The sequence below is a fragment of the Haemophilus parainfluenzae genome, assembly GCF_014931415.1.
Lineage (GTDB): Bacteria > Pseudomonadota > Gammaproteobacteria > Enterobacterales > Pasteurellaceae > Haemophilus_D > Haemophilus_D parainfluenzae_AF.
Genome location: NZ_CP063121.1, coordinates 661,445 through 687,026, shown reverse-complemented (window position 1 = coordinate 687,026; position 25,582 = coordinate 661,445). Strand labels below are relative to the sequence as shown.

Annotated in this window: 16 protein-coding genes, 3 tRNA genes and 4 rRNA genes; 4 read left to right on the top strand and 19 right to left on the bottom strand. The window is 40.7% G+C overall.

Going from position 1 to position 25,582, the window contains the following annotated elements; genetic code table 11:
- Positions 1-55 precede the first annotated feature (55 nt).
- Together INP93_RS03395 and glpQ are read left to right on the top strand one after the other, a co-directional pair.
- On the top strand, positions 56-967 hold the full coding sequence (locus tag INP93_RS03395) for a hypothetical protein (protein ID WP_049365712.1): 912 nt from the start codon (positions 56-58) through the stop codon (positions 965-967).
- A gap of 17 nt (positions 968-984) precedes the next feature.
- Positions 985-2,070, top strand: a complete 1,086-nt coding sequence (glpQ, locus tag INP93_RS03390) for a glycerophosphodiester phosphodiesterase (protein WP_049371947.1) — start codon at positions 985-987, stop codon at positions 2,068-2,070.
- A 127-nt stretch (positions 2,071-2,197) separates the two neighbouring features.
- Here glpQ and INP93_RS03385 read toward each other — a convergent pair whose 3' ends face one another.
- The 3 genes from INP93_RS03385 to purL all read right to left on the bottom strand — a co-directional run bounded on the left by INP93_RS03385 (position 2,198) and on the right by purL (position 8,347).
- Positions 2,198-3,445 carry a hypothetical protein gene (locus INP93_RS03385; RefSeq protein ID WP_197545141.1) on the bottom strand — a complete coding sequence of 416 codons (1,248 nt, stop codon included), beginning with the start codon at positions 3,443-3,445 and terminating at the stop codon, positions 2,198-2,200.
- Between the two features lie 191 nt (positions 3,446-3,636).
- Positions 3,637-4,266 carry a YkgB family protein gene (locus tag INP93_RS03380; protein WP_005697450.1) on the bottom strand — a complete coding sequence of 210 codons (630 nt, stop codon included), beginning with the start codon at positions 4,264-4,266 and terminating at the stop codon, positions 3,637-3,639.
- Between the two features lie 187 nt (positions 4,267-4,453).
- Positions 4,454-8,347 (bottom strand): phosphoribosylformylglycinamidine synthase, encoded by a 3,894-nt coding sequence (gene purL / locus INP93_RS03375; protein WP_197545140.1) that lies wholly within the window; start codon positions 8,345-8,347, stop codon positions 4,454-4,456.
- Between the two features lie 176 nt (positions 8,348-8,523).
- Here purL and INP93_RS03370 point away from each other — a divergent pair, with 176 nt between their 5' ends.
- On the top strand, positions 8,524-9,321 hold the full coding sequence (locus INP93_RS03370) for an SAM-dependent methyltransferase (RefSeq protein WP_197545139.1): 798 nt from the start codon (positions 8,524-8,526) through the stop codon (positions 9,319-9,321).
- Positions 9,322-9,367: 46 nt separating this feature from the next.
- Here the strand turns inward: INP93_RS03370 and INP93_RS03365 are convergent, their stop codons facing one another.
- The 8 genes from INP93_RS03365 to INP93_RS03330 all read right to left on the bottom strand — a co-directional run bounded on the left by INP93_RS03365 (position 9,368) and on the right by INP93_RS03330 (position 18,055).
- Positions 9,368-10,042: a phosphoglycolate phosphatase gene (locus INP93_RS03365; RefSeq protein WP_193452042.1), complete on the bottom strand. Its 675-nt coding sequence runs from the start codon at positions 10,040-10,042 to the stop codon at positions 9,368-9,370.
- A 12-nt stretch (positions 10,043-10,054) separates the two neighbouring features.
- Positions 10,055-10,726, bottom strand: a complete 672-nt coding sequence (rpe, locus tag INP93_RS03360) for a ribulose-phosphate 3-epimerase (protein WP_193452041.1) — start codon at positions 10,724-10,726, stop codon at positions 10,055-10,057.
- A gap of 163 nt (positions 10,727-10,889) precedes the next feature.
- Positions 10,890-12,554 carry a bifunctional metallophosphatase/5'-nucleotidase gene (locus INP93_RS03355; protein WP_049365708.1) on the bottom strand — a complete coding sequence of 555 codons (1,665 nt, stop codon included), beginning with the start codon at positions 12,552-12,554 and terminating at the stop codon, positions 10,890-10,892.
- Between the two features lie 132 nt (positions 12,555-12,686).
- Positions 12,687-13,016, bottom strand: coding sequence for a DMT family transporter (locus INP93_RS03350; RefSeq protein ID WP_197545138.1), 330 nt, complete (start codon positions 13,014-13,016; stop codon positions 12,687-12,689).
- Between the two features lie 38 nt (positions 13,017-13,054).
- A complete protein-coding gene (locus INP93_RS03345; protein ID WP_197545137.1) occupies positions 13,055-14,200 on the bottom strand; it encodes an anaerobic sulfatase maturase in 1,146 nt (381 codons plus the stop codon).
- A 21-nt stretch (positions 14,201-14,221) separates the two neighbouring features.
- Complete coding sequence (locus INP93_RS03340) at positions 14,222-14,809, bottom strand: Crp/Fnr family transcriptional regulator (RefSeq protein WP_197545136.1); 588 nt, start codon at positions 14,807-14,809, stop codon at positions 14,222-14,224.
- Positions 14,810-14,847: 38 nt separating this feature from the next.
- On the bottom strand, positions 14,848-16,293 hold the full coding sequence (locus INP93_RS03335) for a sulfatase family protein (RefSeq protein WP_197545135.1): 1,446 nt from the start codon (positions 16,291-16,293) through the stop codon (positions 14,848-14,850).
- A 49-nt stretch (positions 16,294-16,342) separates the two neighbouring features.
- The gene (locus INP93_RS03330) at positions 16,343-18,055 is read right to left on the bottom strand and encodes a solute:sodium symporter family transporter (RefSeq protein ID WP_197545134.1); all 1,713 of its coding nucleotides are present in this window, start codon (positions 18,053-18,055) and stop codon (positions 16,343-16,345) included.
- A 213-nt stretch (positions 18,056-18,268) separates the two neighbouring features.
- On the opposite strand from INP93_RS03330, the gene INP93_RS03325 reads away from it, so the two are divergent.
- Entirely contained in the window at positions 18,269-19,063 is a 795-nt protein-coding gene (locus tag INP93_RS03325) for a sulfite exporter TauE/SafE family protein (protein WP_111388061.1), read from the top strand.
- A 35-nt stretch (positions 19,064-19,098) separates the two neighbouring features.
- Here INP93_RS03325 and mazG read toward each other — a convergent pair whose 3' ends face one another.
- From mazG to INP93_RS03285, 8 genes are all read right to left on the bottom strand, one after another.
- Positions 19,099-19,887 carry a nucleoside triphosphate pyrophosphohydrolase gene (gene mazG, locus INP93_RS03320; RefSeq protein WP_197545133.1) on the bottom strand — a complete coding sequence of 263 codons (789 nt, stop codon included), beginning with the start codon at positions 19,885-19,887 and terminating at the stop codon, positions 19,099-19,101.
- A gap of 98 nt (positions 19,888-19,985) precedes the next feature.
- A tRNA-Trp gene (locus tag INP93_RS03315) sits at positions 19,986-20,061 on the bottom strand.
- Between the two features lie 15 nt (positions 20,062-20,076).
- Positions 20,077-20,153 (bottom strand) — tRNA-Asp (locus INP93_RS03310).
- Between the two features lie 14 nt (positions 20,154-20,167).
- A 5S ribosomal RNA gene (gene rrf, locus INP93_RS03305) occupies positions 20,168-20,283 on the bottom strand.
- 50 nt (positions 20,284-20,333) lie between these two features.
- Positions 20,334-20,449 (bottom strand): 5S ribosomal RNA (rrf, locus tag INP93_RS03300).
- A 146-nt stretch (positions 20,450-20,595) separates the two neighbouring features.
- Positions 20,596-23,493: ribosomal RNA gene (locus tag INP93_RS03295) — 23S ribosomal RNA — on the bottom strand.
- A gap of 180 nt (positions 23,494-23,673) precedes the next feature.
- A tRNA-Glu gene (locus INP93_RS03290) sits at positions 23,674-23,749 on the bottom strand.
- A gap of 112 nt (positions 23,750-23,861) precedes the next feature.
- Positions 23,862-25,401 (bottom strand): 16S ribosomal RNA (locus INP93_RS03285).
- Together the 16S, 23S and 5S rRNA genes with 3 tRNA genes alongside form the textbook arrangement of a ribosomal RNA operon.
- Between the last annotated feature and the right edge of the window lie 181 nt (positions 25,402-25,582).

The following is a 25,582-nucleotide window of genomic DNA, read 5'->3' as shown; positions in this document are numbered from 1 at the left end:
TTTTATTACAAAAAACAACTGAATTTTTAACCGCACTTTAAAAGGAGATAATGTGATGAAATTGAATAAATTAACCATTATGTTAGGCGCGGCAGTTATGGCAAATGCAGCATTCGCAAATCAAACTTGTGAAGCGCCCTATCGTTCAGCACTCCCCGCTTATACGTATAAATTAGATAAAGTGATCGAAGTCAACGGACGTCAAGGCATTACCACTGATGGTAAATATTTATACGTATCGGGCAGTAAAACGCTCGCCAAATACGATATGGATGGAAAACTGATTAAAGAAAATAAAGATCCTTTTGTCGGCTATCAAAAAGAAGCCAACCACATTGGCGACATTGATATCTACAACAATGAACTTTATGTTTCCTCTGAATGGTTTGATGCCGGCGTAGGTAAAAATATTCAAATTGCGATTCACGATCCTGAAACCCTCGCATTAAAAAGATCAGTTGATTTTAATCCTGAGTCAGGTCAAGTCGAAGTTTCTGGCATCACCGTAGATACCGTTCATAATTCCGTTTGGATGGCATCTTGGGTTGGTGAGGAAAGTGGCCGTTATTTATATGAATACGATCTTTCAACGGGTAAATATAAACGTAAAGTGCATTTACAACCTGTTCCACAATGGATTCAAGGGGTTTATGCCTACAACGGTGATCTCTACGTCACATCTGATGATGGTACGGCAGATGAAAAAGAACCCGATCATATTTATCGTGTAGAAATTTCAGATAAAAATAATGAAGCTCGCGTCGTTTTAGAAAAAACATTGAATGACATTCGAGATGTCGGCGAAGTCGAAGGCTTGAATGTGAATCCGAAAACGAAACAACTGCTTGTCCATGCAAACCGAGGCAAACAAATTGTGCTAGGGATGCCAAAAGGATTTTATCCAGGATATGACCGTGAAATTAGTGAAATCTATTTTTACGACATGAAACCAAGATGTAATAAGTAAATCAAGGAGAACACACCATGAAACTCAAAACTTTAGCGCTTTCTTTATTAGCTGCAGGCGTACTTGCAGGATGTAGCGCACACTCTTCTGTGGACACTATGAAATCAGACAAAATTATCATTGCTCACCGTGGTGCAAGTGGTTACTTACCAGAGCATACACTTGAGTCTAAAGCGCTTGCATTCGCACAACATGCAGACTACTTAGAACAAGACTTAGCGATGACAAAAGATGGTCGTTTAGTGGTTATCCATGACCACTTCTTAGATGGTTTAACTGACGTGGCGCAAAAATTCCCAAATCGTCATCGTAAAGATGGTCGTTATTATGTAATCGACTTCACCTTAAAAGAAATTCAAAGTTTAAATATGACTGAAAACTTTGAAACTAAAGACGGTAAACAAGTTGCAGTATATCCGGGCCGTTTCCCACTTTGGAAATCACACTTCAAAATCCATACTTTTGAAGATGAGTTAGAATTCATCCAAGGTTTAGAAAAATCGACTGGTAAAAAAGTGGGTATCTACCCTGAAATCAAAGCGCCTTGGTTCCACCACCAAAATGGCAAAGACATTGCAGTTGAAACCCTTAAAGTGTTGAAAAAATACGGTTACGACAAGAAATCTGACATGGTTTACTTACAAACCTTCGACTTCAATGAGTTAAAACGTATCAAAAACGAATTGCTACCAAAAATGGGCATGGATTTAAAACTTGTCCAATTAGTAGCATACACCGACTGGCATGAAACTGAAGAAAAAGACGCGAAAGGCAAATGGGTGAACTACGATTACGATTGGATGTTCAAACCAGGTGCAATGGCTGAAGTGGTAAAATACGCTGACGGCGTTGGCCCAGGCTGGTACATGTTAGTGGATAAAGAAAAATCTAAACCAGGTAACATCGTGTACACCCCATTAGTGAAAGAACTCGCACAATACAAAGTGGAATTACACCCATACACTGTGCGTAAAGATGCGTTACCTGAATTCTTCACTGACGTAAATCAAATGTACGATGCGTTATTGAACAAATCTGGTGCAACAGGTGTATTCACCGACTTCCCAGATACTGGCGTTGAGTTTTTGAAAAAACAAAAATAATACGTAAGTAAAAGTAATAAAAAGAGCGGTCAAAATTCATTTTGATTTTTGACCGTTTTTTATTAAAAGAGTAAAAAACAGAGGTGATTTTACTAAAAGATATTCCTAAAAATTTAGTATATGCAGACTAAAACCATATAGAATTGAATAATCTTTCGAATTTAAACCAACCTTTCTCTAGCTGATTATTTTTTAGCACTTTATTTTTTAATTCCAACTCAAGGATAATTCCTTTATTAATACTATTACAATCTTGAAGCTCATAAGAACCTAAAATATTTTCCCTGCAATACTGAGCATATTCAAGTTTTTCTAAATATTTAAAAGATAATATATCACTCTGAATATTAAGTGGTAAACTTTCCAATATAGAATCACTCCAAACTTCAGATAGATTTTTATTTTTCATTCCATTATAAGACTCAGACTCTAAAAAAATATAAAATTCTACTTTACTTATCTCGTCTTGTCTATATGTAGATATAAAATCTTTAATTTTATTAAACTCATCATATTTAATATTTCTAAATTCTTTAAAAATACATTTTCTAGGAGAAGAAATTTTAATAGGTTTCATATTATCATTATTTACAGTCAATCTTATTCTTCTATTCCCTTCATTACTCTCCCCTGATATCTCTATTAACGACTCTTTACCAATAGACCATAATATATTTACATCATGAATTAATTTGTTTTTATCAAATATATTACAAGAGGTTTTTAAAGTTACACCTTGCTCATTTGCAATTTTTCTTATAGATAAGAACTCTTCATCTGACAATTTTATGCTTGCATCATATACTTTTACACCTAAATTAGATAGAGACTTATCCAAGAATAAATTTAAAACACCGTTAATACAAAGAGGAAAAAATAACAATAAAAAAAGTGAAAAAATATAAAGCGGGCCATTCTTAAATCTCTCTATCATATAAGTGTAAAAAACAAGAAGAATAATTAAAATATACATGAAAATCAAAAAAACGAACCTAAAATCAAACCCAATAAAAAAATAATCAAAAATAACCACCAAACAGAGAGTGATAACACCAAAAAAATATATGATTTTTTCATGGCCTCCTAATAGCCACTTATGAACAAAACAAAATACACAATACAAATGTAAAAATATAAAAACAAAATACATTAAGCCAAAGCCTAATGAAATAAATATATAACTCAATGAATCACCAATGTTTAGCTCAGATGGAATATAATTTATATAAAAAAAACAATAAATAAAAACCAATATCGCACCAGACGCAATAAAAAAACCTGAAAGCATACCTAAAAGGCTTTTATACTTAATTATTTTATCTAAAATCCCATCTTCACTTTTATACTTATGAAGTTTATTTTTATACTTCAACATAATGACATCTCTACAATAAAGGCAATAACCATTCAGTTACTGCCCATTATTCAAATAAAATTATCTAAGCTTTATTATATATACATTGCTAAAATTAGTATTTACCACCACAATAGATAATCTTGATGTTTATTTATCACTAAGTTTTATCTTAGTAAATTTCCTTTTAGCAAGACTTCAATGCAAAATAATTAAGCAAACTGCTTTTTATTCTCTAAATAGCGTTTCGCACATTCTGCTGCAGCAACTAAGCCGCCTGCCATCATAATAATATCTTTAATCACGAGTCGGCCAGCACCTGAGAGATATGGGAAGCCATAATTAGGTGTTGGGAAGTCCCCACCTAAATTCGGCACCCAGGTTTCTGGCGTAAATATCAGGAACGACAGCGTGACTATCGACATACCAAACGTGAGTAAGCCTCCGAATAAACCTAATGTTGGAGACCAAATTCCCGCTAATACTAAAATACCAATTGTCACAATGATTGCACCAATAATATAAGAAGCGGTATAGGTGCCGTTGGCTTTATGCCATTCGATATTTTTTGCGACCATTTTGCCTTCAGGATTTTTATATAAGGTATATTCTTTCACTAAAACACCCTTATCATTTGTCACTTCATTTGCACCGTTTTTGTAAAGGAAACTTAAGAAAGGACTATTTGACACAAAGTGTGCGATACCATCTGCCTCATATTGGCAAACTTTTAAACCTCCAATCCAAACCATCACAACACAAATCGCAATGCGGATAAAGTTAATAAATTGACGTTGCAATGGCGCAACAATATTAGCTAGCAATGTAACTAATGCACTCATGTAGAACTCCTCATATAGTTCAATTGATATTACGGGCATAATGCCCAAGAATTTTTATATAAACATTAACAATATTACTCTCTAATATTGTTGGCATTTTTTTATTACTCAGGTTATGCAATAAAAAAGAGATACCAATTTAATAGTATCTCTTATTTTTAATTAATTTTCTGTGAGCAATCTCACATTATTTAAAATTCACTCTCGCGTTTCTAAAAATTCGCATCCAAGCACCATCTTCAGACCAATCTTCTGGATACCATGAGTTGCTCACGGCACGGAATACACGTTCTGGGTGTGGCATCATCGCGGCAATACGACCATCGACGTTAGAAATGGCAGTAATCCCCAATGCCGAACCATTCGGGTTAGCAGGGTAAGTTTCAGTTACATTCAAATGGCTGTCGATATATTGTGCCACAATCAAGTTTTGCGCTTGAAGTGCGGTCAAATTCTCAGGTGTTTTGAATTCTACGCGACCTTCGCCATGAGAAACTGCAATCGGCATATGTGAACCTGCCATGCCTTTAAACCACAATGAGTTGGTGTCGTTGATTTTCACCATCGCAGCACGGGCTTCAAAACGTTCTGACTTATTACGCACGAAACGTGGCCAATTTTCTGCACCAGGGATGATTTCCGCAAGAGTGGAGATAAATTGACAACCGTTACATACACCTAATGAAAGGGTGTTTTCATTGGCGAAGAATTGGCTGAATTGATCGCGTAATTGTGGGTTAAATAAAATGGATTTCGCCCAGCCGCCACCTGCGCCTAATACATCACCGTAAGAGAAACCACCACAGGCCACCATCGCGTTGAAGTCGTTTAAGTTGTAACGGCCTGCCATTAAATCGCTCATGTGAACATCAATCGCCGCAAAGCCAGCGCGATCAAACGCGGCTGCCATTTCAACATGGCTGTTTACGCCTTGTTCACGCAATACGGCTACTTTTGGTTTCACACCTTTGCTGATATAAGGTGCAGCAATATCCTCATTCACATCATAAGTTAAGTGAGCAGATAAACCTTTATTATTTGTTACTTTTTTCGCTTCAAATTCTTGGTCGGCACATTCTGGATTATCACGTAAGCGTTGCATTTGGTGAGTAAGCTCTGCCCAAATACCGCGTAATTCAGAGCGTTTTTCACTTAATAATTTTTTGCTACCGCGCGTGATTTCAAAACGATCTTCTAAGCTTACAGAACCAAGTTCATAAGTTAAGCCAAGCAAGTCATGGGCTTTTAATACCTCACGCACAGCGCTTAATTCGCTTTCTGATACTTGGATCACCACACCTAATTCTTCGTTGAATAACACGGCTAAGTCATTGTCACCTAAGGCAGAAATATCCACATCCACGCCACAGTTACCCGCAAACGCCATTTCTGCAAGCGTGGTAATTAAACCACCGTCTGAACGGTCGTGGTAAGCCAATAATTTACGTTCTGCTACTAATGCTTGGATTGCATCGAAGAAGTTTTTCAGTTTGGCTACGTTCACCACATCGGCTGGTTTGTCACCTAATTGTTTATACACTTGCGCAAGTGCGGTCGCGCCTAAGCGATTTTTTCTTTCTCCTAAATCAATCAACAATAAGCGGCTAGCGCCTTTGTCTGTGCGTAATTGTGGTGTCACGGTTTTACGTACATCTTCCACGCGCGCAAAAGATGAAATCACTAAAGAAAGCGGAGCGGTAACGGATTTTTTCTCGCCATTTTCTTCCCAAGTGGTTTTCATCGACATAGAGTCTTTACCCACTGGAATGGTAATGCCTAATGCCGGGCAAAGTTCTTCACCTACCGCTTTCACCGCTTCATATAAGCCGGCATCTTCACCACCATGACCTGCCGCAGACATCCAGTTTGCAGACAGTTTAATGCGTTTAACATCACCAATGTTGGTGCCCGCAATGTTGGTAATGGATTCAGCCACCGCTAAACGTGCAGATGCACCAAAGTCTAATAACGCTACTGGTGCACGTTCGCCCATTGCCATGGCTTCGCCGTGATAGCTGTCTAATGAAGCGGTTGTGACGGCCACATCAGACACGGGAATTTGCCACGGGCCGACCATTTGATCACGCGCCACCATACCGGTTACCGAACGGTCGCCAATGGTGATTAAGAAGGTTTTTTCTGCCACCACCGGTAAACGTAATACGCGATGGAAGGCTTCTTTTAATTGAATATTTTCCATTGCAAGCGGTCGATTTTCGACAGTTTTTGACGAAACCTCACGCGTCATTTTCGGGGTTTTGCCTAATAACACATTCATTGGCAAATCAATTGGGTTATTGTCGAAATGGCTATCGTGCAAGGTTAAATGTTTCTCTTCCGTTGCCTCACCAATGACCGCAAACGGCGCTCGCTCACGTTCACAAAGTGCGGTAAATAATTCGAGTTTTTCTGGCGCAACCGCTAAGACATAACGTTCTTGCGATTCGTTACACCAAATTTCTAATGGCGACATGCCTTTTTCATCGCAAAGGATGGAGCGTAAATCAAATTTACCACCACGTTCGCCATCGTGTACTAATTCAGGCATGGCGTTAGACAAACCACCTGCGCCCACATCGTGAATAAAGAGAATTGGGTTTTCATCACCTAATTGCCAGCAGCGGTCAATCACCTCTTGGCAACGGCGTTCCATTTCTGGGTTTTCACGTTGCACAGAGGCAAAATCCAGATCTTCTTTTGATTTCCCGCTGTCCATCGAAGACGCTGCGCCACCGCCTAAGCCGATGTTCATTGCTGGGCCACCTAATACGATCAATTTCGCACCGACTGGAATTTCACCTTTTTGAACGTGTTCGCCACGAATGTTGCCAATACCACCCGCTAACATAATTGGTTTATGATAACCACGCACTTCTTCGCCATTGAAGCTATTAACTTTCTCTTCATAGGTACGGAAATAACCCAATAACGCAGGGCGACCAAATTCATTGTTAAATGCAGCGCCACCTAATGGACCTTCAATCATAATATCTAAGGCTGATGCAATACGGTTTGGCTTGGAGAGCGGATTTTCCCAAGGCTGTTCAAAGTTTGGAATGATAAGGTTTGATACAGAGAAACCGGTTAAACCTGCTTTTGGTTTTGCACCACGACCCGTTGCACCTTCATCACGAATCTCACCGCCTGAACCTGTTGCTGCCCCTGGGAATGGCGAAATTGCGGTTGGGTGGTTGTGGGTTTCCACTTTCATTAAGATATGTGCATCTTCATTGTGATAGCGATATTGCCCATCTTGATCCGCAAAGAAACGGCCGACTTTTGAGCCTTCCATTACTGCAGCATTATCTTTATAGGCTGAAAGCACGAAATCAGGGGTTTTCTCAAAGGTATTTTTAATCATTTTAAACAGGGATTTATCCTGTTTTTTGCCATCAATAATCCAATCCGCATTAAAGATTTTATGGCGACAGTGCTCAGAGTTGGCTTGCGCGAACATATAAAGTTCAATATCGTGCGGATTTCGCCCTAATTGGGTGAAGTTTTCCACCAAATAATCAATTTCATCTTCTGCCAGTGCCAAACCTAATTCTACGTTGGCTGTCACCAAAGCTTCACGTCCGCCTTTTAAAATATCCACCGTTTTAAACGGTTTCGGATCTTGATGGCGGAATAAGATCTCCGCATCTTGCGGATTGCGCACCACGGTTTCCATCATTCGGTCGTGTAAAAGTGCGGTCAATTTTTCAGTTGTTTTTTCATCAAGCGGTTGGCTTAACTCAAAATAATACGCCAAACCACGCTCAATGCGCTCTACTTCATTTAAACCACAGTTATGCGCAATGTCCGTCGCTTTAGAAGACCAAGAAGAAATCGTGCCAACACGTGGAATCACGATAAAGGTTTCACCTTTGGCATCATGTTCTGCCAAGGTTGGACCGTAATGTAACAATGCTTTTAGTTTTGCTTCCTGCTCGCTAACAAGCGGTCGATTTAATTCCACAAAATGCAAATATTCCGCGTAAACCGATTTTACCGGTAATTGATTTTGTTGGAATTTTTGCATTAAACCTTGAATACGGAATTCAGAAAGGGCGGGTGAGCCACGAAAAGTTTGAAACATACGGGTACCTTTGAGTTGTGTTTGAGATGAAAATCGCGGGCTATTATAAAGGAAAATACGCCAAAACGAAAACGTTTGCGTCAATCATTTTCAAATGATTTTAAGTGGGAGAAAGCATATAATCATCAAGCAATTTAAAAACAATCCGAAAACTAACCGCACTTTGGGGCACCACTATGATCATCAATGACATCAATTTCAACGATCTCTATCAACAACATCTGAAAGCCTGTAATCACTATAATCTTCCAGCGACAAAGTGGGATAAAAAAGCGCCTAAAATGGCTGAGAATTTAGTGGGTAAACCAAGCCGTTATAACGAGACATTGCTTAAAGTCATGAATGTGCAACCTGATGAAACGGTGTTAGATATTGGCTGTGGCCCCGGCACGTTTGTGATTCCTTTAGCACAACAATGTCAAGCTGTGTATGCTCTCGATTACAGCCAAGGGATGTTGGATATGGTGCAGCAATACAAAGAAAAGCATCAACTGAATAATATTACCCTTCTACATAAATCATGGTCCGATAACTGGGATGATGTGCCTCAAGCCGATGTAATACTCGCCTCTCGTTCTACGCTGGTTGATGATTTGGATGACATGATTGAAAAGCTGCAAAGCAAGGCTAAAAAACGCGTCTTTTTAACCTCAGTGACCAAACGTCATTTTCTCGATGAAGGCGTATTTGAAGCCATTGGCCGTGATGATGTGGGCTTTCCAACTTATATTTATTTAGTTAATCGCCTTTACCAAAAAGGTATTCACGCGAATGTCAGTTTTATTGAAACCGAATCAGGTCATTTCCAAGGTGAAACCTTTGAGGATTTATTAAATTCTGTGGAATTTTCTCTCGGCAATCTCACCGAAAAAGAAAAACAAGATTTAACCCAATTCTATCAACAAAAACAAATAAATAATGAACCGATAAAACACGGACAACGCAAATGGGCGTTGATTTGGTGGGAGGTTTAAGAAAAAGTGCGGTCATTTTTGACCGCACTTTACGCTTTAAGATGAATTAAAGAATCTCTAATAACTTCGCAAAGTCGTCAAACACCCAATCAGGGTTTGATTCAGCAATTGGGATATTATAGTTGTATCCGTAAGTTAATCCCACAGCTGGACAACCTGCTGAATGTGCCGCGAGAATGTCATTTCGAGAGTCACCTACAAATAACACTTGGCGAGGTTCTACACCAAATTTACCGCATAAATAATACAATGGGCCTGGATGTGGTTTAATCGCCGGTAATGATTGTCCACCAAGCATTTCACTGAATAAATGATCGATGCTAAATGCCGCCAATACAGGCTGAACATGGCGAGTGGGTTTATTTGTTACTACGGCCAAGGTATAACCACGAGCCTTTAAGGTTTCCAATGTTTCTTTTACATTTGGATATAAACGACTCACATTGCAAAGATTTTCAGCATAATGCACATTAAAACGCTCTTTCACTTGCTCGATTTCAGCCTCAGAGAATGTCTTACCTGTTTGCTCTTCCGTCCATTTTAACGCGCGCGCAATTAATACGGGTGCGCCATTGCCAATCCAAGTTAAAACCTGTGCTTCTGATGCTGGTGCAAAACCAAAATCCGCTAATGCTGAGTTCACTGATAAGGCTAAATCCGGCAAGCTATTCACGAGCGTACCATCTAAATCAAAACCGATAACTTTAAATTGAGTCTTCATTACTACTACCTTTTATTTTACTGACGCTAATTGCATACGCATTTGATCAATGATTTGTTTATAATCTGGTTTACCAAAAATCGCTGAGCCTGCCACAAACATATCTGCACCGGCGGCGGCGATTTCTGCAATATTATCCACTTTTACCCCACCATCAACTTCTAAACGAATGTCTAAACCGCTTTCATCAATCAGACGACGAGCTTGTTGTAATTTTTTCAATGTTGAAGGTAAAAAGGATTGTCCACCAAAGCCTGGATTCACGGACATTAACAAAATTACATCCACTTTATCTAATACATAATCCAAATAACTTAATGGTGTGGCAGGATTAAACACTAAACCCGCTTTACAGCCGTGATCACGAATGAGTTGTAGAGAGCGGTCAATATGTTCACTGGCTTCAGGATGAAACGTAATGTAATCTGCACCTGCTTTGGCAAAATCAGGAATAATACGATCGACTGGTTTCACCATTAAATGCACGTCAATAGGTGCTTTAATCCCATAATCTCGCAAAGCTTTACACACGGCTGGGCCAAAGGTTAAATTCGGCACATAGTGATTATCCATTACATCAAAATGAATCACATCCGCACCGGCATTCAACACGTTTTGCACATCATCACCAAGACGAGCAAGATCTGCAGAAAGGATAGAAGGGGCGATTAAATAAGGTTTCATTTGTCATCTCCTAAAGGATAAAAGTCCTTGTAGTTTACTACGTTAGGCTTAATTTTACCTTGATTATTTACAAGTTTTAGCTGAAAACAAAGAAAAAAATAACCGCACTTGATTCAATTGCCTCAAAGTGCGGTTGGTTATTATCGTATTTTAAAATGAGCGATTAGTTTAATCCAATGATTTCCCAACGGTTGTGAGATTGACCATCGATTTTGCCTTTTTTCACATTGGTGATGTAATCGATCATCATATTTTGGATCGTGCCTTTTTCACGGCCCATTGCGACTTTAGATTCCCAAAGTACTGGGATTTTTTGACCTTCCCAAATGCCACCTTTACCGTTTAATTGAGCGAAACGATATGAGTTCATGCCCACTTTTAATTTCATATCATCTGTCACTGGTTTACCGTCAGCAAGGGTTAAATCAACGATTTTGCTACCTTTTGGATTACGTAAGTCAATTTTGTAATTTACGCCACCGAAAATGTCGTAAGTCACATATTTTGATTTTTTACGTTCCGCATTGTAACGGTATTCAGTATCACCTGGTTGGATGGTATCGAAGTAGTTCGCAGACCATTCCATATATTCTTTCAATTGTTTACCGGTCAATTCATAAACGGTGACATCACCGCCTGCATAACGATAGTTAAAGATGATGTCTTTTTTCTTGATGTCACCTTTATCCATACGGGCTTTTTGATGGTCGAAAGAGAAAGTCACCACATCTGCACCGCTGTAATGTTGTTCAACATCATTAATGAATGAAGATAAACCGGTATCTTTTGAGAATGCAGCAGATACACCGTGTTTAGTTTCTTGAGGTACCATTTCATTCGCTGTTTGACCGATTACTACGTTGTTTAACTCACGTAATTTCTCGTGATAAGGTTTGTAGATTTCCACAATTTTCTTATCTGCTTCAAGTGCTTTAACTGGAACGGTTTTGGATTCTTTCTTAACCAATTTCACTTCTTTTTTATCGTTGATATCAAAAGTTAAATCCACTTCAGATACCACAGTACCGTAACGGTGTGGTTCAGTGATTAATGTGTTTTTAATGGTTTCACTTGGTACATCTTTGTGCATGTGACCCGCGATAACCACATCAATACCATCTACTGCATTGATGACATCACGCATACCAGTATCAGGAATATTGTTTTCATTATCGATACCCATGTGGGTCACCGCAATAATCGCATCCACGCCTTTTGCTTTTAATTTCTCAACTTGTGTACGTGCTTCTTCTGTCGGCGAAGTAAATTTCATGTCTTTTAAGTTGCCCGTATCTTCTTCAAATTTTGCTGACATTGGGGTACTTAAACCAATAATCCCTAACTTCACGCCATCTTTTTCGATGATGGTTGTCGCATCGATATAACGTTTGTCATTTTTCTTATGATAGAAGTTTGCGGTTAATTTTTTCGCTTTGATATCTTTTAGGATTTCATCTAATGCTTTCATCCCAAAGTTAAACTCGTGGTTACCCAATACGAAAATATCATAATTCATTTCGTTTAATACTTTTGGAATTGGGTGATCTTTGTAATATTTTTTATCTTTTGCGAACACATCGATTTGGTTATCTTGGATCGCATCACCGACTTCCACTAACACCACGTTCTTATTATTTTTACGCACATCTTTCACATAAGTTGCAATTTGTGCATAAGAACCAGATTTGTCCTCTACGTCTGCACCATAACTCCAAGGTACGATACGACCGTGAACATCTGAGGTCCCTAATAATTTAATATTCACTTCTTGTGCCATTGCTGTGCTAACAGCAGAAAGCGCAAATAATGAACAAAGTAATTTTTTCATAGAATTTCCTTTAAAGTTGCACAAAGTGCGGTTAAAAATGCCGGAGAATTATAGCGGTGAATAGATTGCTTACATAATTTTATTTTGAAGAAAAATAAAATTTGTGAGCTTGATCACATTTCATTTGGAGGATTAATGCCCTGTTTGAGAAAACAAGTTAATCACTAAAACACCACTGATAATCAACGCCATACCTATCAGCCCAGCGGTATCAATTTTCTGACCAAATGCGAAATATGCCACAATAGCGGTCAGAACAATACCAACGCCCGACCAAATGGCGTAAACCAAGCCCACGGAAAGGGTTCGGAAAACAATGGAGACAAAATAAAACGAAATGGCATATAGCGCTAATGAACCAACGGTGGGTAAAAGCTTGGTAAAGCCATCACTGACTTTTAATAAATTCATTGCCACGATTTCAAGGCAAATAGAGATAGCGAGTAATGTCCAAGGATTCATATCAATTAAAAAGTAAAATAGAAAGACACCATTCTACCTTAAGCAGCGGATGGATGTAACCAAATTTGACGAGCCATGGCTTGCATATAAGGTGCCGTTTGCTCAAAGAAATAACGGTAAGAGGCACATAAATAATTATGTGGATTAGGTTCATTTTCGAGAGAAATAAAACGATGTTTCGTGCAGCCGCCATAACAGAGTTTACGAAACTCGCAACGCCGACAAAGTGCGGTCAATTTTTGTGATTTTTCTAAACCAAATTGTTGCTGTTTATTGGAAAGTACAATCTCCGTTAAAGGTTGCTGAGTTAAATTCCCCATCTTGTACTCGGGATACACAAAATGGTCGCAAGCATACACATCACCATTGGCTTCTGTGACAAGAGATTGACCGCAAGTGGGTTGATGAACGCAAGTTGTGGAAGGATAACCGAGCCATTGTCCTAGCAAATTATCAAACTGCGACACATAAACTTTTCCCACATCATGAGCATACCATTCATGAAAGACATCCACAAGAAATTGTCCGTAGCCTTCTGATGGTATTGAAAAATCGGTTACTGATTGTGTTTGGGTATGACGTTCGACGATAGGAATAAACTGCATATAAGTTGAACCAAGCTGTTTGAGAGCTAAATAGGTTTCTCTTCCTTTTTGCCAGTTTTGATCGTTAATGACGGTTAAGGTGTTAAATTCCACACCATATTCTTGTAGCAGATTTAACGCTTTGACGACTTTTTCAAAAGTGGGATTACCGTTACCCGAAATACGATAACGATTATGCACAGCACTTAAACCGTCAATAGAAAGCCCAATGAGAAAATGATGTTGTTTGAAAAATGCAGCCCATTGCTGATTAAGAGCAATACCATTGGTTTGAAAGGCGTTTGTAATCTGTTTGCCTTGAGCAAATTCCTGCTGATATTCAATGGCTTGTTTATAAAAATCTAAGCCTAAGAGAGTCGGCTCCCCCCCTTGCCAAGCAAATTCAACCACATTACCAGCATGAGATTGGATATAGTTTTTGACGTAATGTTTTAAGGTGTCTTTCGACATAAAAGGCGCATGTTGCCCAAACTGTTCTGATTTTTCCAAATAAAAGCAATATTCACACTGAATGTTACAGTGAAAACTGCTTGGTTTCGCCATTAAGTGAAAATGAGCTTGTGGTGGAAAAACAGACATCAACCATCCTTTGTTATAACATCATTTGCGACCTGATATTCGGTCTAATGCGCCATTTTGTTTGAGTTCTTTTGCAATACGAATCGCGGTTTCAGTTTCACAGCCGGCATATTCTGCAATTTCACGATATGTCCAATTATAATCAGGAAAATGTTGTTTGAGAAAATACAAACTATCCATCACGCGATCTAAGGTCCGCAAATAGGCACTTTTTGCCAAACGTTCTTCTGCTTCGCGTAGTTCATCTGCCAAAATCTGTAATAAACATTGGCTCATCACTGTATTATGCGTGAAAAATTCACTCACTACATTAGGTTTGATGCGAGTAATCTCCGCATCAATTAAGACTTTTGCATTGCAATGATAATGTTTATCCGCCATCGAAAACAAAGTTCGAAAACCAAAATAATCCCCCTTGGAATATAATCGCACTAAGCTTTCCTTGCCATTTTCAAGGGTATGAAATAAGCCAACCAAGCCTGCTTGCACATAATAAAATTCATGTGCTGACTCACCTTGTTGATACAAGAAGGAACCTTTCGGCAAGTGATGCAGCTCAGTAAACTGACAATGTGACAATTCAGTAGGCTTGATTGCGCAATTTTCCATAATCGTCCCTTAAAAGTGCGGTCAATTTTTTATTGGTTTTACACTTCGTTTATAATCCGATATACCCAATTTTCTAATGGATCATTTAAGCGTTTCATTTCTTGACGCATTTCTTCCAGCATCTCTTTTTTGACCGCTTCATATTCTGGCTTGTAGAACAAATTATGCATTTCAGCCGGATCGTTTTTCACATCATAAAGCTCACAAATGTCCGAAGCATTAAACACTAATTTATAATCTTTACGGTGCCACATGCGTTGTTCAAAGTAAACGAAATGCCCTGCTAACTGAGCCAATATCCCTTTGCGTTGATTATCTTGATGTTGACGAACGATCGGTAAAATACTTTCCCCTTCAAAAGCTTGAGGAATAGGCTGATGAGCGAGATCGTAAACTGTTGAGGTTAAATCATGGAGATAGACAAGGTTATCATCTTGTTGATTAACGCGGTTTGAATTTGGGTCTTTAATAATCATCGGAATGTTGTAAGTGGTATCAAACATAAACTCCCCTTTTTCAATCATTCGATGAGCGCCCATCGCATCACCATGATCAGCGGTTGCCACAATAAAAGTGCGGTCATAAATGCCTTTGTTTTCCAAAAAAGTGAACAACTCGCCAATCGCATCATCAATTAAAGTAATATAGCCCCAGAATTTTGTGATGACTTCTTTCCAATGATCTTCGCTCGCTTCCCACATCCCCCACATTTTAGAGATGGTACGATAGTGTCCTGGTTTGCCTTCTAGTGGCTTGAAGAAGCTTTCATCTAGTACCACATCTTCTTTTCGATACATGGAATAATAAGGTTCTGGCACGATACAAGGCGTATGCGGTCCCCAGAAATTAATCCATGTAAAGAACGGTGTATTTTCAGCAAGTGATTCACTAATATAACTTTTCGCTTCATCAATGATGAAATATGGGATGGTTTGTTCTTTTGTGCCTGAAAGCAAACCACAAAGTTCTTGTACACGCAAATGTGGGTTATCCCCGAAATAAGCACGACTCACTTCTGGAATCTCATAACCTTTTTCATCTAACCATTCTTTATAACGATTGGAATGTGTCGGTGGTTGGTTGAACACTAAATTTTTATACACACCACTGCCCGGATAACCATAGCCATCAAAGTTATGCCCTTTAATGCCATAATCTTCTGGCACGGATTTTGTACCCACGTGCCATTTCCCCACAACATAGGTGTTATAGCCGTCTAGTTTACCAATATTTGGAACGGCTTCACTCACTTCACCTGTACCGCCTTTTTCACCATTACGAATGATGCCATGTGTAGATGGCATTAAACCGGTAAAGAGCGAAGTCCGAGCGGGCCCACAAACGGAAGCGGGCGTAAAAGCATTATTAAAACGTACGCCATCTTTAGCTAGACGGTCAATATTCGGGGTTTTAACGATCTGGTGACCATAAGCCCCCAACATATCTTTTCGCACTTGGTCGAGTAAAATATAGATAATGTTCATACACAATCCTTATCTATTTTAAGGGCGTACGTGATGTACGCCCGACTGCTTAATGTTGGTTAGAAAGATGTAATTGATGTTCTGTTTTTTCATTTTTTGGTCTAAAGACAATCAACACGATGAGTTGTAATACCGCATATACTTCCAACACTAACATTGGATTGCCATCTGGTGAAGCAATACCAATTGGTGATAAGAATGCATAAAGCGCAATTAAACCAAGAATTAATGAAACAGATGTTACTTTAATGTATTTCCAATTGGTTAAGTCTACATCGCCTTTATTGATGGTATTTTCCACATAAGGTTCACGTTTTAAGAATTGACCTAGAATCAACATGAAAACAACATCAAATACGAATAATCCGCCCATTACATACACGAAATTGATTTTCACATTGAAGACCCAAACAATACTGAAATAAAGTACCACGTGTACAAGTAAGGCAATACGTGCAGCCAAGCCAGAAACTGTTTTATTAAATAAACCAACAGCAAATAGCGCAACAATCGGAATATTCACAAAACCAGCAAAGCGTTTAGTGATTAAGAAAATACCATCTGTACCGAACATCAAAAGCGGTCCAATAATCATGGTCACAATCGCCATAATGGTAGAGACTTTTTTCGCATAGACGATCAATTCTTGATCGGTGCGTTGTTTTTTACTGATAGATGGTAATAAGTCTTTACAATAAATGGTCGCTGCAGAGTTTAAGAATGAGTTAAAGGTACTTAAAATTGCACCGAAAAGTGCCGCAATAAAGAAGCCTTGCAATGCAGTCGGCATCACTTTATTAACCAACAATGGATAAGATGTATCAATTGGATTTAAGCCTTCACCTAAAATATGGAAACTCAATAAACCCGGTAAATTAAGAATAATCGGTAATGTGAGTAGGAAAAGTGCTGCAATTAAAATCCCTTTTTGACCCGATGCTAAATCCTTCGCCCCTAAACAACGTTGTACGATGGCTTGGTTCGTTGTCCAATAGAAGAAGTGAACAACCATAATACCGGTAAAAATTGTTGGCCAAGGAGTAGAATCTGTTGAGCTACCAATGGCGTTCCATTTTTCAACGTGAGTGGTGGTGATAATATTCAAGCCTTCAGAAATGCTACCATTACCTAAATAAAGCAATGCAAATACAGGCACAAGCAATGCACCAATCACTAAAATTACGGCATTGATAGTATCGGAAACTGCCACCGCTTTTAAGCCACCAAAAATTGCATAAATCGCACCCACTACACCGATAGCAATCACGGTATAGACAATTGCCTGTGCATAGCTTAATCCGAAGATCGTTTCTAGATTGAAGATTTTATTAAAGGCAATCGCCCCAGTATAAAGTGCGGTAGGAATCACGATTAAAAGATAGAAGACTAAGAATAATCCAGACATAATCAAACGTGTTTGACGGTCAAAGCGATTCTCAAAGAACTCAGGAATGGTGGTATAACCGTTACGCAAATATTTCGGCAACATATAAATTGCCAAGAAACAAAGCGGAATCACAGTTGGCACTGTCCACGCAATAATAGAAAAGTTGTTTTGATAAGAAACGGCATTCACCCCAATCAATTGCTCAGTAGAAAGTGAAGTTAAAACCATTGAGCAACCAATCACAATACCGCTTAATCCTCGTCCCGCTAAGAAATAACCTTTCGAGGTGGTTAAATCATCGTTTTTCGTCCGTAGCCATGAAATATAGGCTACCAAAACTGTTACGATGAGGAAACTCGAAACCGTTAATAGCATACGCTCCTCCTTGTAGAAGCCATTATTAATATCCATTTATAGACTACTGCTAGGTGTATAAAGAGCATATGATAATTGTCATACTGATTGTGTGAGAAGGATCACAAAATTAAAATAAAGTCTGTTTTTATAGATAATTATGAGCAAGATCATAAATTATTTATTTATCCAAAAGAATAATAATGCCGTACTCCCACAAAAAAGGAGTTTGAAATGAGTTTACAGTTAATTTTTATTTTAATTTTATGTGGTGTGATGACAAATATAATGTCCGCTATTTTTGGCATTGGTGGCGGCGTATTGATGGTACCTATTCTCTACACCTTATTCCCACAATTCCCTTTACAAATGATTGCTGCAACATCATTGACGATTGTCATGGGGTCATCCTTTATTAACTTAATTTATTTTTACAAACAAAAAGTATCGATTAATTACAAAGCGATGCTCATTTGGTCTGTGGGAATGATTATTGGTGTGCAGCTAGGATTCGAATCCAGTTTTTATGTACCTGATATTGCCATCATCAGTGTGTTTGTTATCACACTTTCCCTATTAGCAATTCGTACTATTTTTAGTAAAGAAACTGCAATAATTCAGCAATCTACAGCGGATGACACGATTAAAGGAATCGGTCTTTCAACTATAGGCGGATTTATTGCTGGCATGACCGGCATTGGAGGTGGCTCAATTATGGCGCCTTTAATTGGACAATTAAAATCCGTTAAAGCCCATCAAATTGCCCCTTATACCAATGCGATGATGTTTATTGGAGGGTTAGGTAGCCTTTATGGCTATCTTTCAAAAAGCTCGACTTATCACTTTGGTTGGCAAATTGGTTATGTCAATTTTTCGATTGTGATTATTGTTGTGCTAAGTGCTTTTGTAACCGGATTTTTCTCAATGAAAATCCGAGGTAAATTATCACCGCACTTAGTCAAAAAACTATTAGGTATTATTTTATTAGTAATCAGCGCTTATATGTTACTTATCCATTCCATAAAATAAAAAATGGCAGAGGAAAACACCCTCTGCCATTTCGGTTATTTTTCTTCTTTTTTCACTTCATCCCACAGAATATCCATTTCGATTAAAGAAAGATCTTTAAGTGATACGCCTCGTTCTAATGCTTTTCCTTCAACTTTGCGAAAACGTTGTTCAAATTTATTATTTGCCTTACGTAAAGCCTCTTCTGCGTTACATTTAAGGTGACGAGACAAATTGACTGTCGCAAAAAATAAATCCCCAATTTCCTCTTCTATTCTTTCTTGATTGCGAGGTGTTTGGTTGACCTCATCTCGTACTTCCTTCAATTCTTCTTCAATTTTAGCAAATACAGGCTCAAGTTCATTCCAATCGAATCCAATCTTTGAACACTGTTTTTGAATTTTCTGTGCTCTTAACAATGCAGGAAAAGCATTTGGAACATTATCTAAAATAGACTGTTGCTTTTGAGCTGATTTTTCTTGTGCTTTGATGCTGTTCCAACGGGCTAAAGCTTCTTCTTCATTTCCAGCTGTTGCATCACCAAATACATGAGGATGGCGACGTACAATCTTTTCAGAAACATCATTAAGGACATCATCAAATGTGAAATAACCATCCTCTGAAGCAAGCTGACTGAAAAATACTATCTGTAATAAAAGATCACCAAGCTCTTCCCTTAAATTAGCAATATCTTTCTTTTGGATGGCATCAATGACTTCATAAGTTTCTTCAGTTAAACAAGGAATCATGGAGTCATAATTTTGTTTAAGATCCCAAGGACAGCCGCCATCAGGATTACGTAATTGTGCAATTAATTGAATAAAATCTTGAATAGAATAACGCATAAGAATATCTCTGAAACACTAAAATGCAATTAGTATAAAACGAATAGCAAAATAGACAATATTCTTATAAAAATTAAAGATAAATTGATATGGAATAATGGCAGGGGCGGAGAGGCTCGAACTCCCAACACCCGGTTTTGGAGACCGGTGCTCTACCAATTGAACTACGCCCCTATTGGTATTAAGAATTGGCGGAATGGACGGGACTCGAACCCGCGACCCCCTGCGTGACAGGCAGGTATTCTAACCAGCTGAACTACCACTCCGCTAAATGAGGTATGATTGGCAGTGACCTACTCTAACATGGGGAAGCCCCACACTACCATCGGCGTAACAATGTTTCACTTCTGAGTTCGATATGGATTCAGGTGGGTCCATTGCACTGTTGCTGCCAAAATTTTTATTTTGTTAATTTACTCTAAAAATAAACTAACAAAATAAAAAGTACCTGGCGGTGTCCTACTCTCACATGGGGAAGCCCCACACTACCATCGGCGCATCGGCGTTTCACTTCTGAGTTCGGTATGGGGTCAGGTGGGACCACCGCTCTATCGCCGCCAGGATTATTCCTTTAATAACTTTTCTCTATTCTGCTCTCACTATCTCTAGTGTCTCACAACCAAACAAGCTGATTTAACCTCAAAACTTTCTCTTTCGTCTCTGAGTTTCGTCTCGTCTTACCCAACACCCAAAACCCTTGAGCGTTGTATAGTTAAGCCTCTCGGGCAATTAGTATCTGTTAGCTCAACGGCTCGCACCGCTTACACACCAGACCTATCTACGTCTTAGTCTTAAACAACCCTTACTGTCTTAAAAACAGGGAGAACTCATCTCTTGGCAAGTTTCGTGCTTAGATGCTTTCAGCACTTATCTCTTCCGCACTTAGCTACCCGGCAATGCGTCTGGCGACACAACCGGAACACCAGTGGTGCGTCCACTCCGGTCCTCTCGTACTAGGAGCAGCCCCAATCAATTCTCCAACGCCCACGGCAGATAGGGACCGAACTGTCTCACGACGTTCTAAACCCAGCTCGCGTACCACTTTAAATGGCGAACAGCCATACCCTTGGGACCTACTTCAGCCCCAGGATGTGATGAGCCGACATCGAGGTGCCAAACACCGCCGTCGATATGAACTCTTGGGCGGTATCAGCCTGTTATCCCCGGAGTACCTTTTATCCGTTGAGCGATGGCCCTTCCATTCAGAACCACCGGATCACTATGACCTACTTTCGTACCTGCTCGACTTGTCTGTCTCGCAGTTAAGCTTGCTTATACCATTGCACTAACCTGACGATGTCCGACCGTCATTAGCAAACCTTCGTGCTCCTCCGTTACTCTTTGGGAGGAGACCGCCCCAGTCAAACTACCCACCAGACACTGTCCGAGACCACGTTTCGTAATCTTCGTTAGAACATCAAACGTTAAAGGGTGGTATTTCAAGGACGACTCCATAATCACTGGCGTGACTACTTCTAAGTCTCCCACCTATCCTACACATCAAAATTCAATGTTCAGTGTCAAGCTATAGTAAAGGTTCACGGGGTCTTTCCGTCTAGCCGCGGGTACACCGCATCTTCACGGCGATTTCAATTTCACTGAGTCTCGGGTGGAGACAGCCTGGCCATCATTATGCCATTCGTGCAGGTCGGAACTTACCCGACAAGGAATTTCGCTACCTTAGGACCGTTATAGTTACGGCCGCCGTTTACTGGGGCTTCGATCAGGAGCTTCTCTTTCGATTACACCATCAATTAACCTTCCAGCACCGGGCAGGCATCACACCCTATACGTCCACTTTCGTGTTTGCAGAGTGCTGTGTTTTTAATAAACAGTTGCAGCCAGCTGGTATCTTCGACCGGTTCAACCTTCGCCCGCTAGGGACTACAATCTACGCCGGCGCACCTTCTCCCGAAGTTACGGTGCTATTTTGCCTAGTTCCTTCACCCGAGTTCTCTCAAGCGCCTGAGTATTCTCTACCTGACCACCTGTGTCGGTTTTCAGTACGGTTTAGATAAACCTGAAGCTTAGTGGCTTTTCCTGGAAGTGTGGTATCGGTTACTTCAGCTCCGTAGAGCCTCGTCATCATCTCTCGGTGTTAAAGAAGTCCGGATTTGCCTAAACTTCTCACCTACCAACTTAAACGCACATATCCAACAGTGCGATAACCTAACCTGCTCCGTCCCCACATCGCAGTTTATCCAAGTACGGGAATATTAACCCGTTTCCCATCGACTACGCTTTTCAGCCTCGCCTTAGGGGCCGACTCACCCTGCCCCGATTAACGTTGGACAGGAACCCTTGGTCTTCCGGCGAACGGGTTTTTCACCCGTTTTATCGTTACTTATGTCAGCATTCGCACTTCTGATACGTCCAGCAAACCTCTCGATTCACCTTCATCCGCTTACAGAACGCTCCCCTACCCAACAGTATTGCTACTGATGCCGCAGCTTCGGTGCTATATTTGAGCCCCGTTACATCTTCCGCGCAGGCCGACTCGACTAGTGAGCTATTACGCTTTCTTTAAATGATGGCTGCTTCTAAGCCAACATCCTAGCTGTCTAAGCCTTCCCACTTCGTTTCCCACTTAATATAGACTTTGGGACCTTAGCTGGCGGTCTGGGTTGTTTCCCTCTCCACGACGGACGTTAGCACCCGCCGTGTGTCTCCTGAGTATCACTCTTCGGTATTCGTAGTTTGCATCGGGTTGGTAATCCGGGATGGACCCCTAGCCGAAACAGTGCTCTACCCCCGAAGGTGTCCGCTCAAGGCTCTACCTAAATAGATTTCGGGGAGAACCAGCTATCTCCCGGTTTGATTGGCCTTTCACCCCCAGCCACAAGTCATCCGCTAATTTTTCAACATTAGTCGGTTCGGTCCTCCAGTTAGTGTTACCCAACCTTCAACCTGCCCATGGCTAGATCACCGGGTTTCGGGTCTATACCTTGCAACTAGACGCCCAGTTAAGACTCGGTTTCCCTTCGGCTCCCCTATTCGGTTAACCTCGCTACAAAATATAAGTCGCTGACCCATTATACAAAAGGTACGCAGTCACCCCAAAAGGGCTCCCACTGCTTGTACGTACAAGGTTTCAGGTTCTATTTCACTCCCCTCACCGGGGTTCTTTTCGCCTTTCCTTCACAGTACTGGTTCACTATCGGTCAATCAGGAGTATTTAGCCTTGGAGGATGGTCCCCCCATCTTCAAACAGGATATCACGTGTCCCGCCCTACTTGTCGTTAGCTTAGTACCATGACCTGGACTTCGAGTACGGGGCTATCACCCTGTATCGCCAAGCTTCCCAGCTTGTTCCTCTGTCTCTGTCATTATCACTAACAGGCTCCTTCGCGTTCGCTCGCCGCTACTAACGAAATCTCGGTTGATTTCTTTTCCTCGGGGTACTTAGATGTTTCAGTTCTCCCGGTTTGCCTCACTTACCTATGGATTCAGTAAGTGATAGTAGATTCTTCATCTACTGGGTTTCCCCATTCGGACATCTTGGATTAAACGCCTCTTATCGACTCATCCAAGCTTTTCGCAGATTAGCACGTCCTTCCTCGCCTCTGATTGCCAAGGCATCCACCTTGTACGCTTAGTCACTTAACTATACAACCTCAAAAATTCTCGATGTTGTGTTTTCAACTAAACACTTGATTGCTTTTGTTCAATCAAGATTTTCTTCTTACTCAGACTTTTTCTTATCCTTAAAGGACTTGAAAGTCTCTTCAGTTTTTCAGCTTGTTTCCTGGTTGTTAAAGAACAGAAGATAATAAAGTTATCTTTATTTGGCGTCCCCACGGGGATTCGAACCCCGGTTACCGCCGTGAAAGGGCGATGTCCTAGGCCTCTAGACGATGGGGACAACAAATAAAGATACTCTATCTTACACTTTGCTTACGCACTTTTCTCTCTTCATTCATTTTCTACAATATATCAATCAATCTGTGTGGACACTTATTGTCTCTCGTTTTTGGTAAGGAGGTGATCCAACCGCAGGTTCCCCTACGGTTACCTTGTTACGACTTCACCCCAGTCATGAATCATACCGTGGTAAACGCCCTCCAAAAGGTTAAGCTATCTACTTCTGGTACAACCCACTCCCATGGTGTGACGGGCGGTGTGTACAAGGCCCGGGAACGTATTCACCGCAACATTCTGATTTGCGATTACTAGCGATTCCGACTTCATGGAGTCGAGTTGCAGACTCCAATCCGGACTTAGACGTACTTTGTGAGATTCGCTCCAGCTCGCACTCTCGCTTCCCTCTGTATACGCCATTGTAGCACGTGTGTAGCCCTACTCGTAAGGGCCATGATGACTTGACGTCATCCCCACCTTCCTCCGGTTTATCACCGGCAGTCTCCTTTGAGTTCCCGACCTAATCGCTGGCAACAAAGGATAAGGGTTGCGCTCGTTGCGGGACTTAACCCAACATTTCACAACACGAGCTGACGACAGCCATGCAGCACCTGTCTCAGAGTTCCCGAAGGCACCAATCCATCTCTGGAAAGTTCTCTGGATGTCAAGAGTAGGTAAGGTTCTTCGCGTTGCATCGAATTAAACCACATGCTCCACCGCTTGTGCGGGCCCCCGTCAATTCATTTGAGTTTTAACCTTGCGGCCGTACTCCCCAGGCGGTCGATTTATCACGTTAGCTACGGGCGCCAAGCTCAAAGCTCAACCCCCAAATCGACATCGTTTACAGCGTGGACTACCAGGGTATCTAATCCTGTTTGCTCCCCACGCTTTCGCACATGAGCGTCAGTACATTCCCAAGGGGCTGCCTTCGCCTTCGGTATTCCTCCACATCTCTACGCATTTCACCGCTACACGTGGAATTCTACCCCTCCCTAAAGTACTCTAGCGACCCAGTATGAAATGCAATTCCCAGGTTAAGCCCGGGGCTTTCACACCTCACTTAAGTCACCGCCTGCGTGCCCTTTACGCCCAGTTATTCCGATTAACGCTCGCACCCTCCGTATTACCGCGGCTGCTGGCACGGAGTTAGCCGGTGCTTCTTCTGTAGTTAACGTCAATCACCTAGTCTATTAAACTAAATGCCTTCCTCGCTACCGAAAGAACTTTACAACCCGAAGGCCTTCTTCATTCACGCGGCATGGCTGCGTCAGGGTTGCCCCCATTGCGCAATATTCCCCACTGCTGCCTCCCGTAGGAGTCTGGGCCGTGTCTCAGTCCCAGTGTGGCTGGTCATCCTCTCAGACCAGCTAGAGATCGTCGGCTTGGTGAGCCTTTACCTCACCAACTACCTAATCCCACTTGGGCTCATCCTATGGCATGTGGCCCGAAGGTCCCACACTTTCATCTCTCGATACTACGCGGTATTAGCTACAGTTTCCCGTAGTTATCCCCCTCCATAAGCTAGATTCCCAAGCATTACTCACCCGTCCGCCACTCGTCATCAAAGAAGCAAGCTTCTTTATGTTACCGTTCGACTTGCATGTGTTAAGCCTGCCGCCAGCGTTCAATCTGAGCCATGATCAAACTCTTCAATTCAAGTTCAATCGCTCAATACTGCTGACATAAAATGTCACTACTTAAAAAGTATATGAATTTCTAGTTAGCACCTATTAAGACTTCAAAATTAAAAAATATTTTTAAAACAAGTCAATCAACAAGTGCCCACACAGATTGTCTGATATATTGTTAAAGAGCAAAAAAGAACGACGCACTGGTT

What these genes read in the sequence shown, in the direction of transcription:
- INP93_RS03355 (WP_049365708.1), bottom strand. Translation starts at nt 12,554, where the DNA reads ATGAAAAAATTACTTTGTTCATTATTTGCGCTTTCTGCTGTTAGCACA.
- INP93_RS03385 (WP_197545141.1), bottom strand. Translation starts at nt 3,445, where the DNA reads ATGTTGAAGTATAAAAATAAACTTCATAAGTATAAAAGTGAAGATGGG.
- rpe (WP_193452041.1), bottom strand. Translation starts at nt 10,726, where the DNA reads ATGAAACCTTATTTAATCGCCCCTTCTATCCTTTCTGCAGATCTTGCT.
- INP93_RS03345 (WP_197545137.1), bottom strand. Translation starts at nt 14,200, where the DNA reads ATGTCTGTTTTTCCACCACAAGCTCATTTTCACTTAATGGCGAAACCA.
- purL (WP_197545140.1), bottom strand. Translation starts at nt 8,347, where the DNA reads ATGTTTCAAACTTTTCGTGGCTCACCCGCCCTTTCTGAATTCCGTATT.
- INP93_RS03350 (WP_197545138.1), bottom strand. Translation starts at nt 13,016, where the DNA reads ATGAATCCTTGGACATTACTCGCTATCTCTATTTGCCTTGAAATCGTG.
- INP93_RS03325 (WP_111388061.1), top strand. Translation starts at nt 18,269, where the DNA reads ATGAGTTTACAGTTAATTTTTATTTTAATTTTATGTGGTGTGATGACA.
- INP93_RS03370 (WP_197545139.1), top strand. Translation starts at nt 8,524, where the DNA reads ATGATCATCAATGACATCAATTTCAACGATCTCTATCAACAACATCTG.
- INP93_RS03380 (WP_005697450.1), bottom strand. Translation starts at nt 4,266, where the DNA reads ATGAGTGCATTAGTTACATTGCTAGCTAATATTGTTGCGCCATTGCAA.
- INP93_RS03335 (WP_197545135.1), bottom strand. Translation starts at nt 16,293, where the DNA reads ATGAACATTATCTATATTTTACTCGACCAAGTGCGAAAAGATATGTTG.
- INP93_RS03330 (WP_197545134.1), bottom strand. Translation starts at nt 18,055, where the DNA reads ATGCTATTAACGGTTTCGAGTTTCCTCATCGTAACAGTTTTGGTAGCC.
- mazG (WP_197545133.1), bottom strand. Translation starts at nt 19,887, where the DNA reads ATGCGTTATTCTATTCAAGATTTTATTCAATTAATTGCACAATTACGT.
- INP93_RS03340 (WP_197545136.1), bottom strand. Translation starts at nt 14,809, where the DNA reads ATGGAAAATTGCGCAATCAAGCCTACTGAATTGTCACATTGTCAGTTT.
- glpQ (WP_049371947.1), top strand. Translation starts at nt 985, where the DNA reads ATGAAACTCAAAACTTTAGCGCTTTCTTTATTAGCTGCAGGCGTACTT.
- INP93_RS03395 (WP_049365712.1), top strand. Translation starts at nt 56, where the DNA reads ATGAAATTGAATAAATTAACCATTATGTTAGGCGCGGCAGTTATGGCA.
- INP93_RS03365 (WP_193452042.1), bottom strand. Translation starts at nt 10,042, where the DNA reads ATGAAGACTCAATTTAAAGTTATCGGTTTTGATTTAGATGGTACGCTC.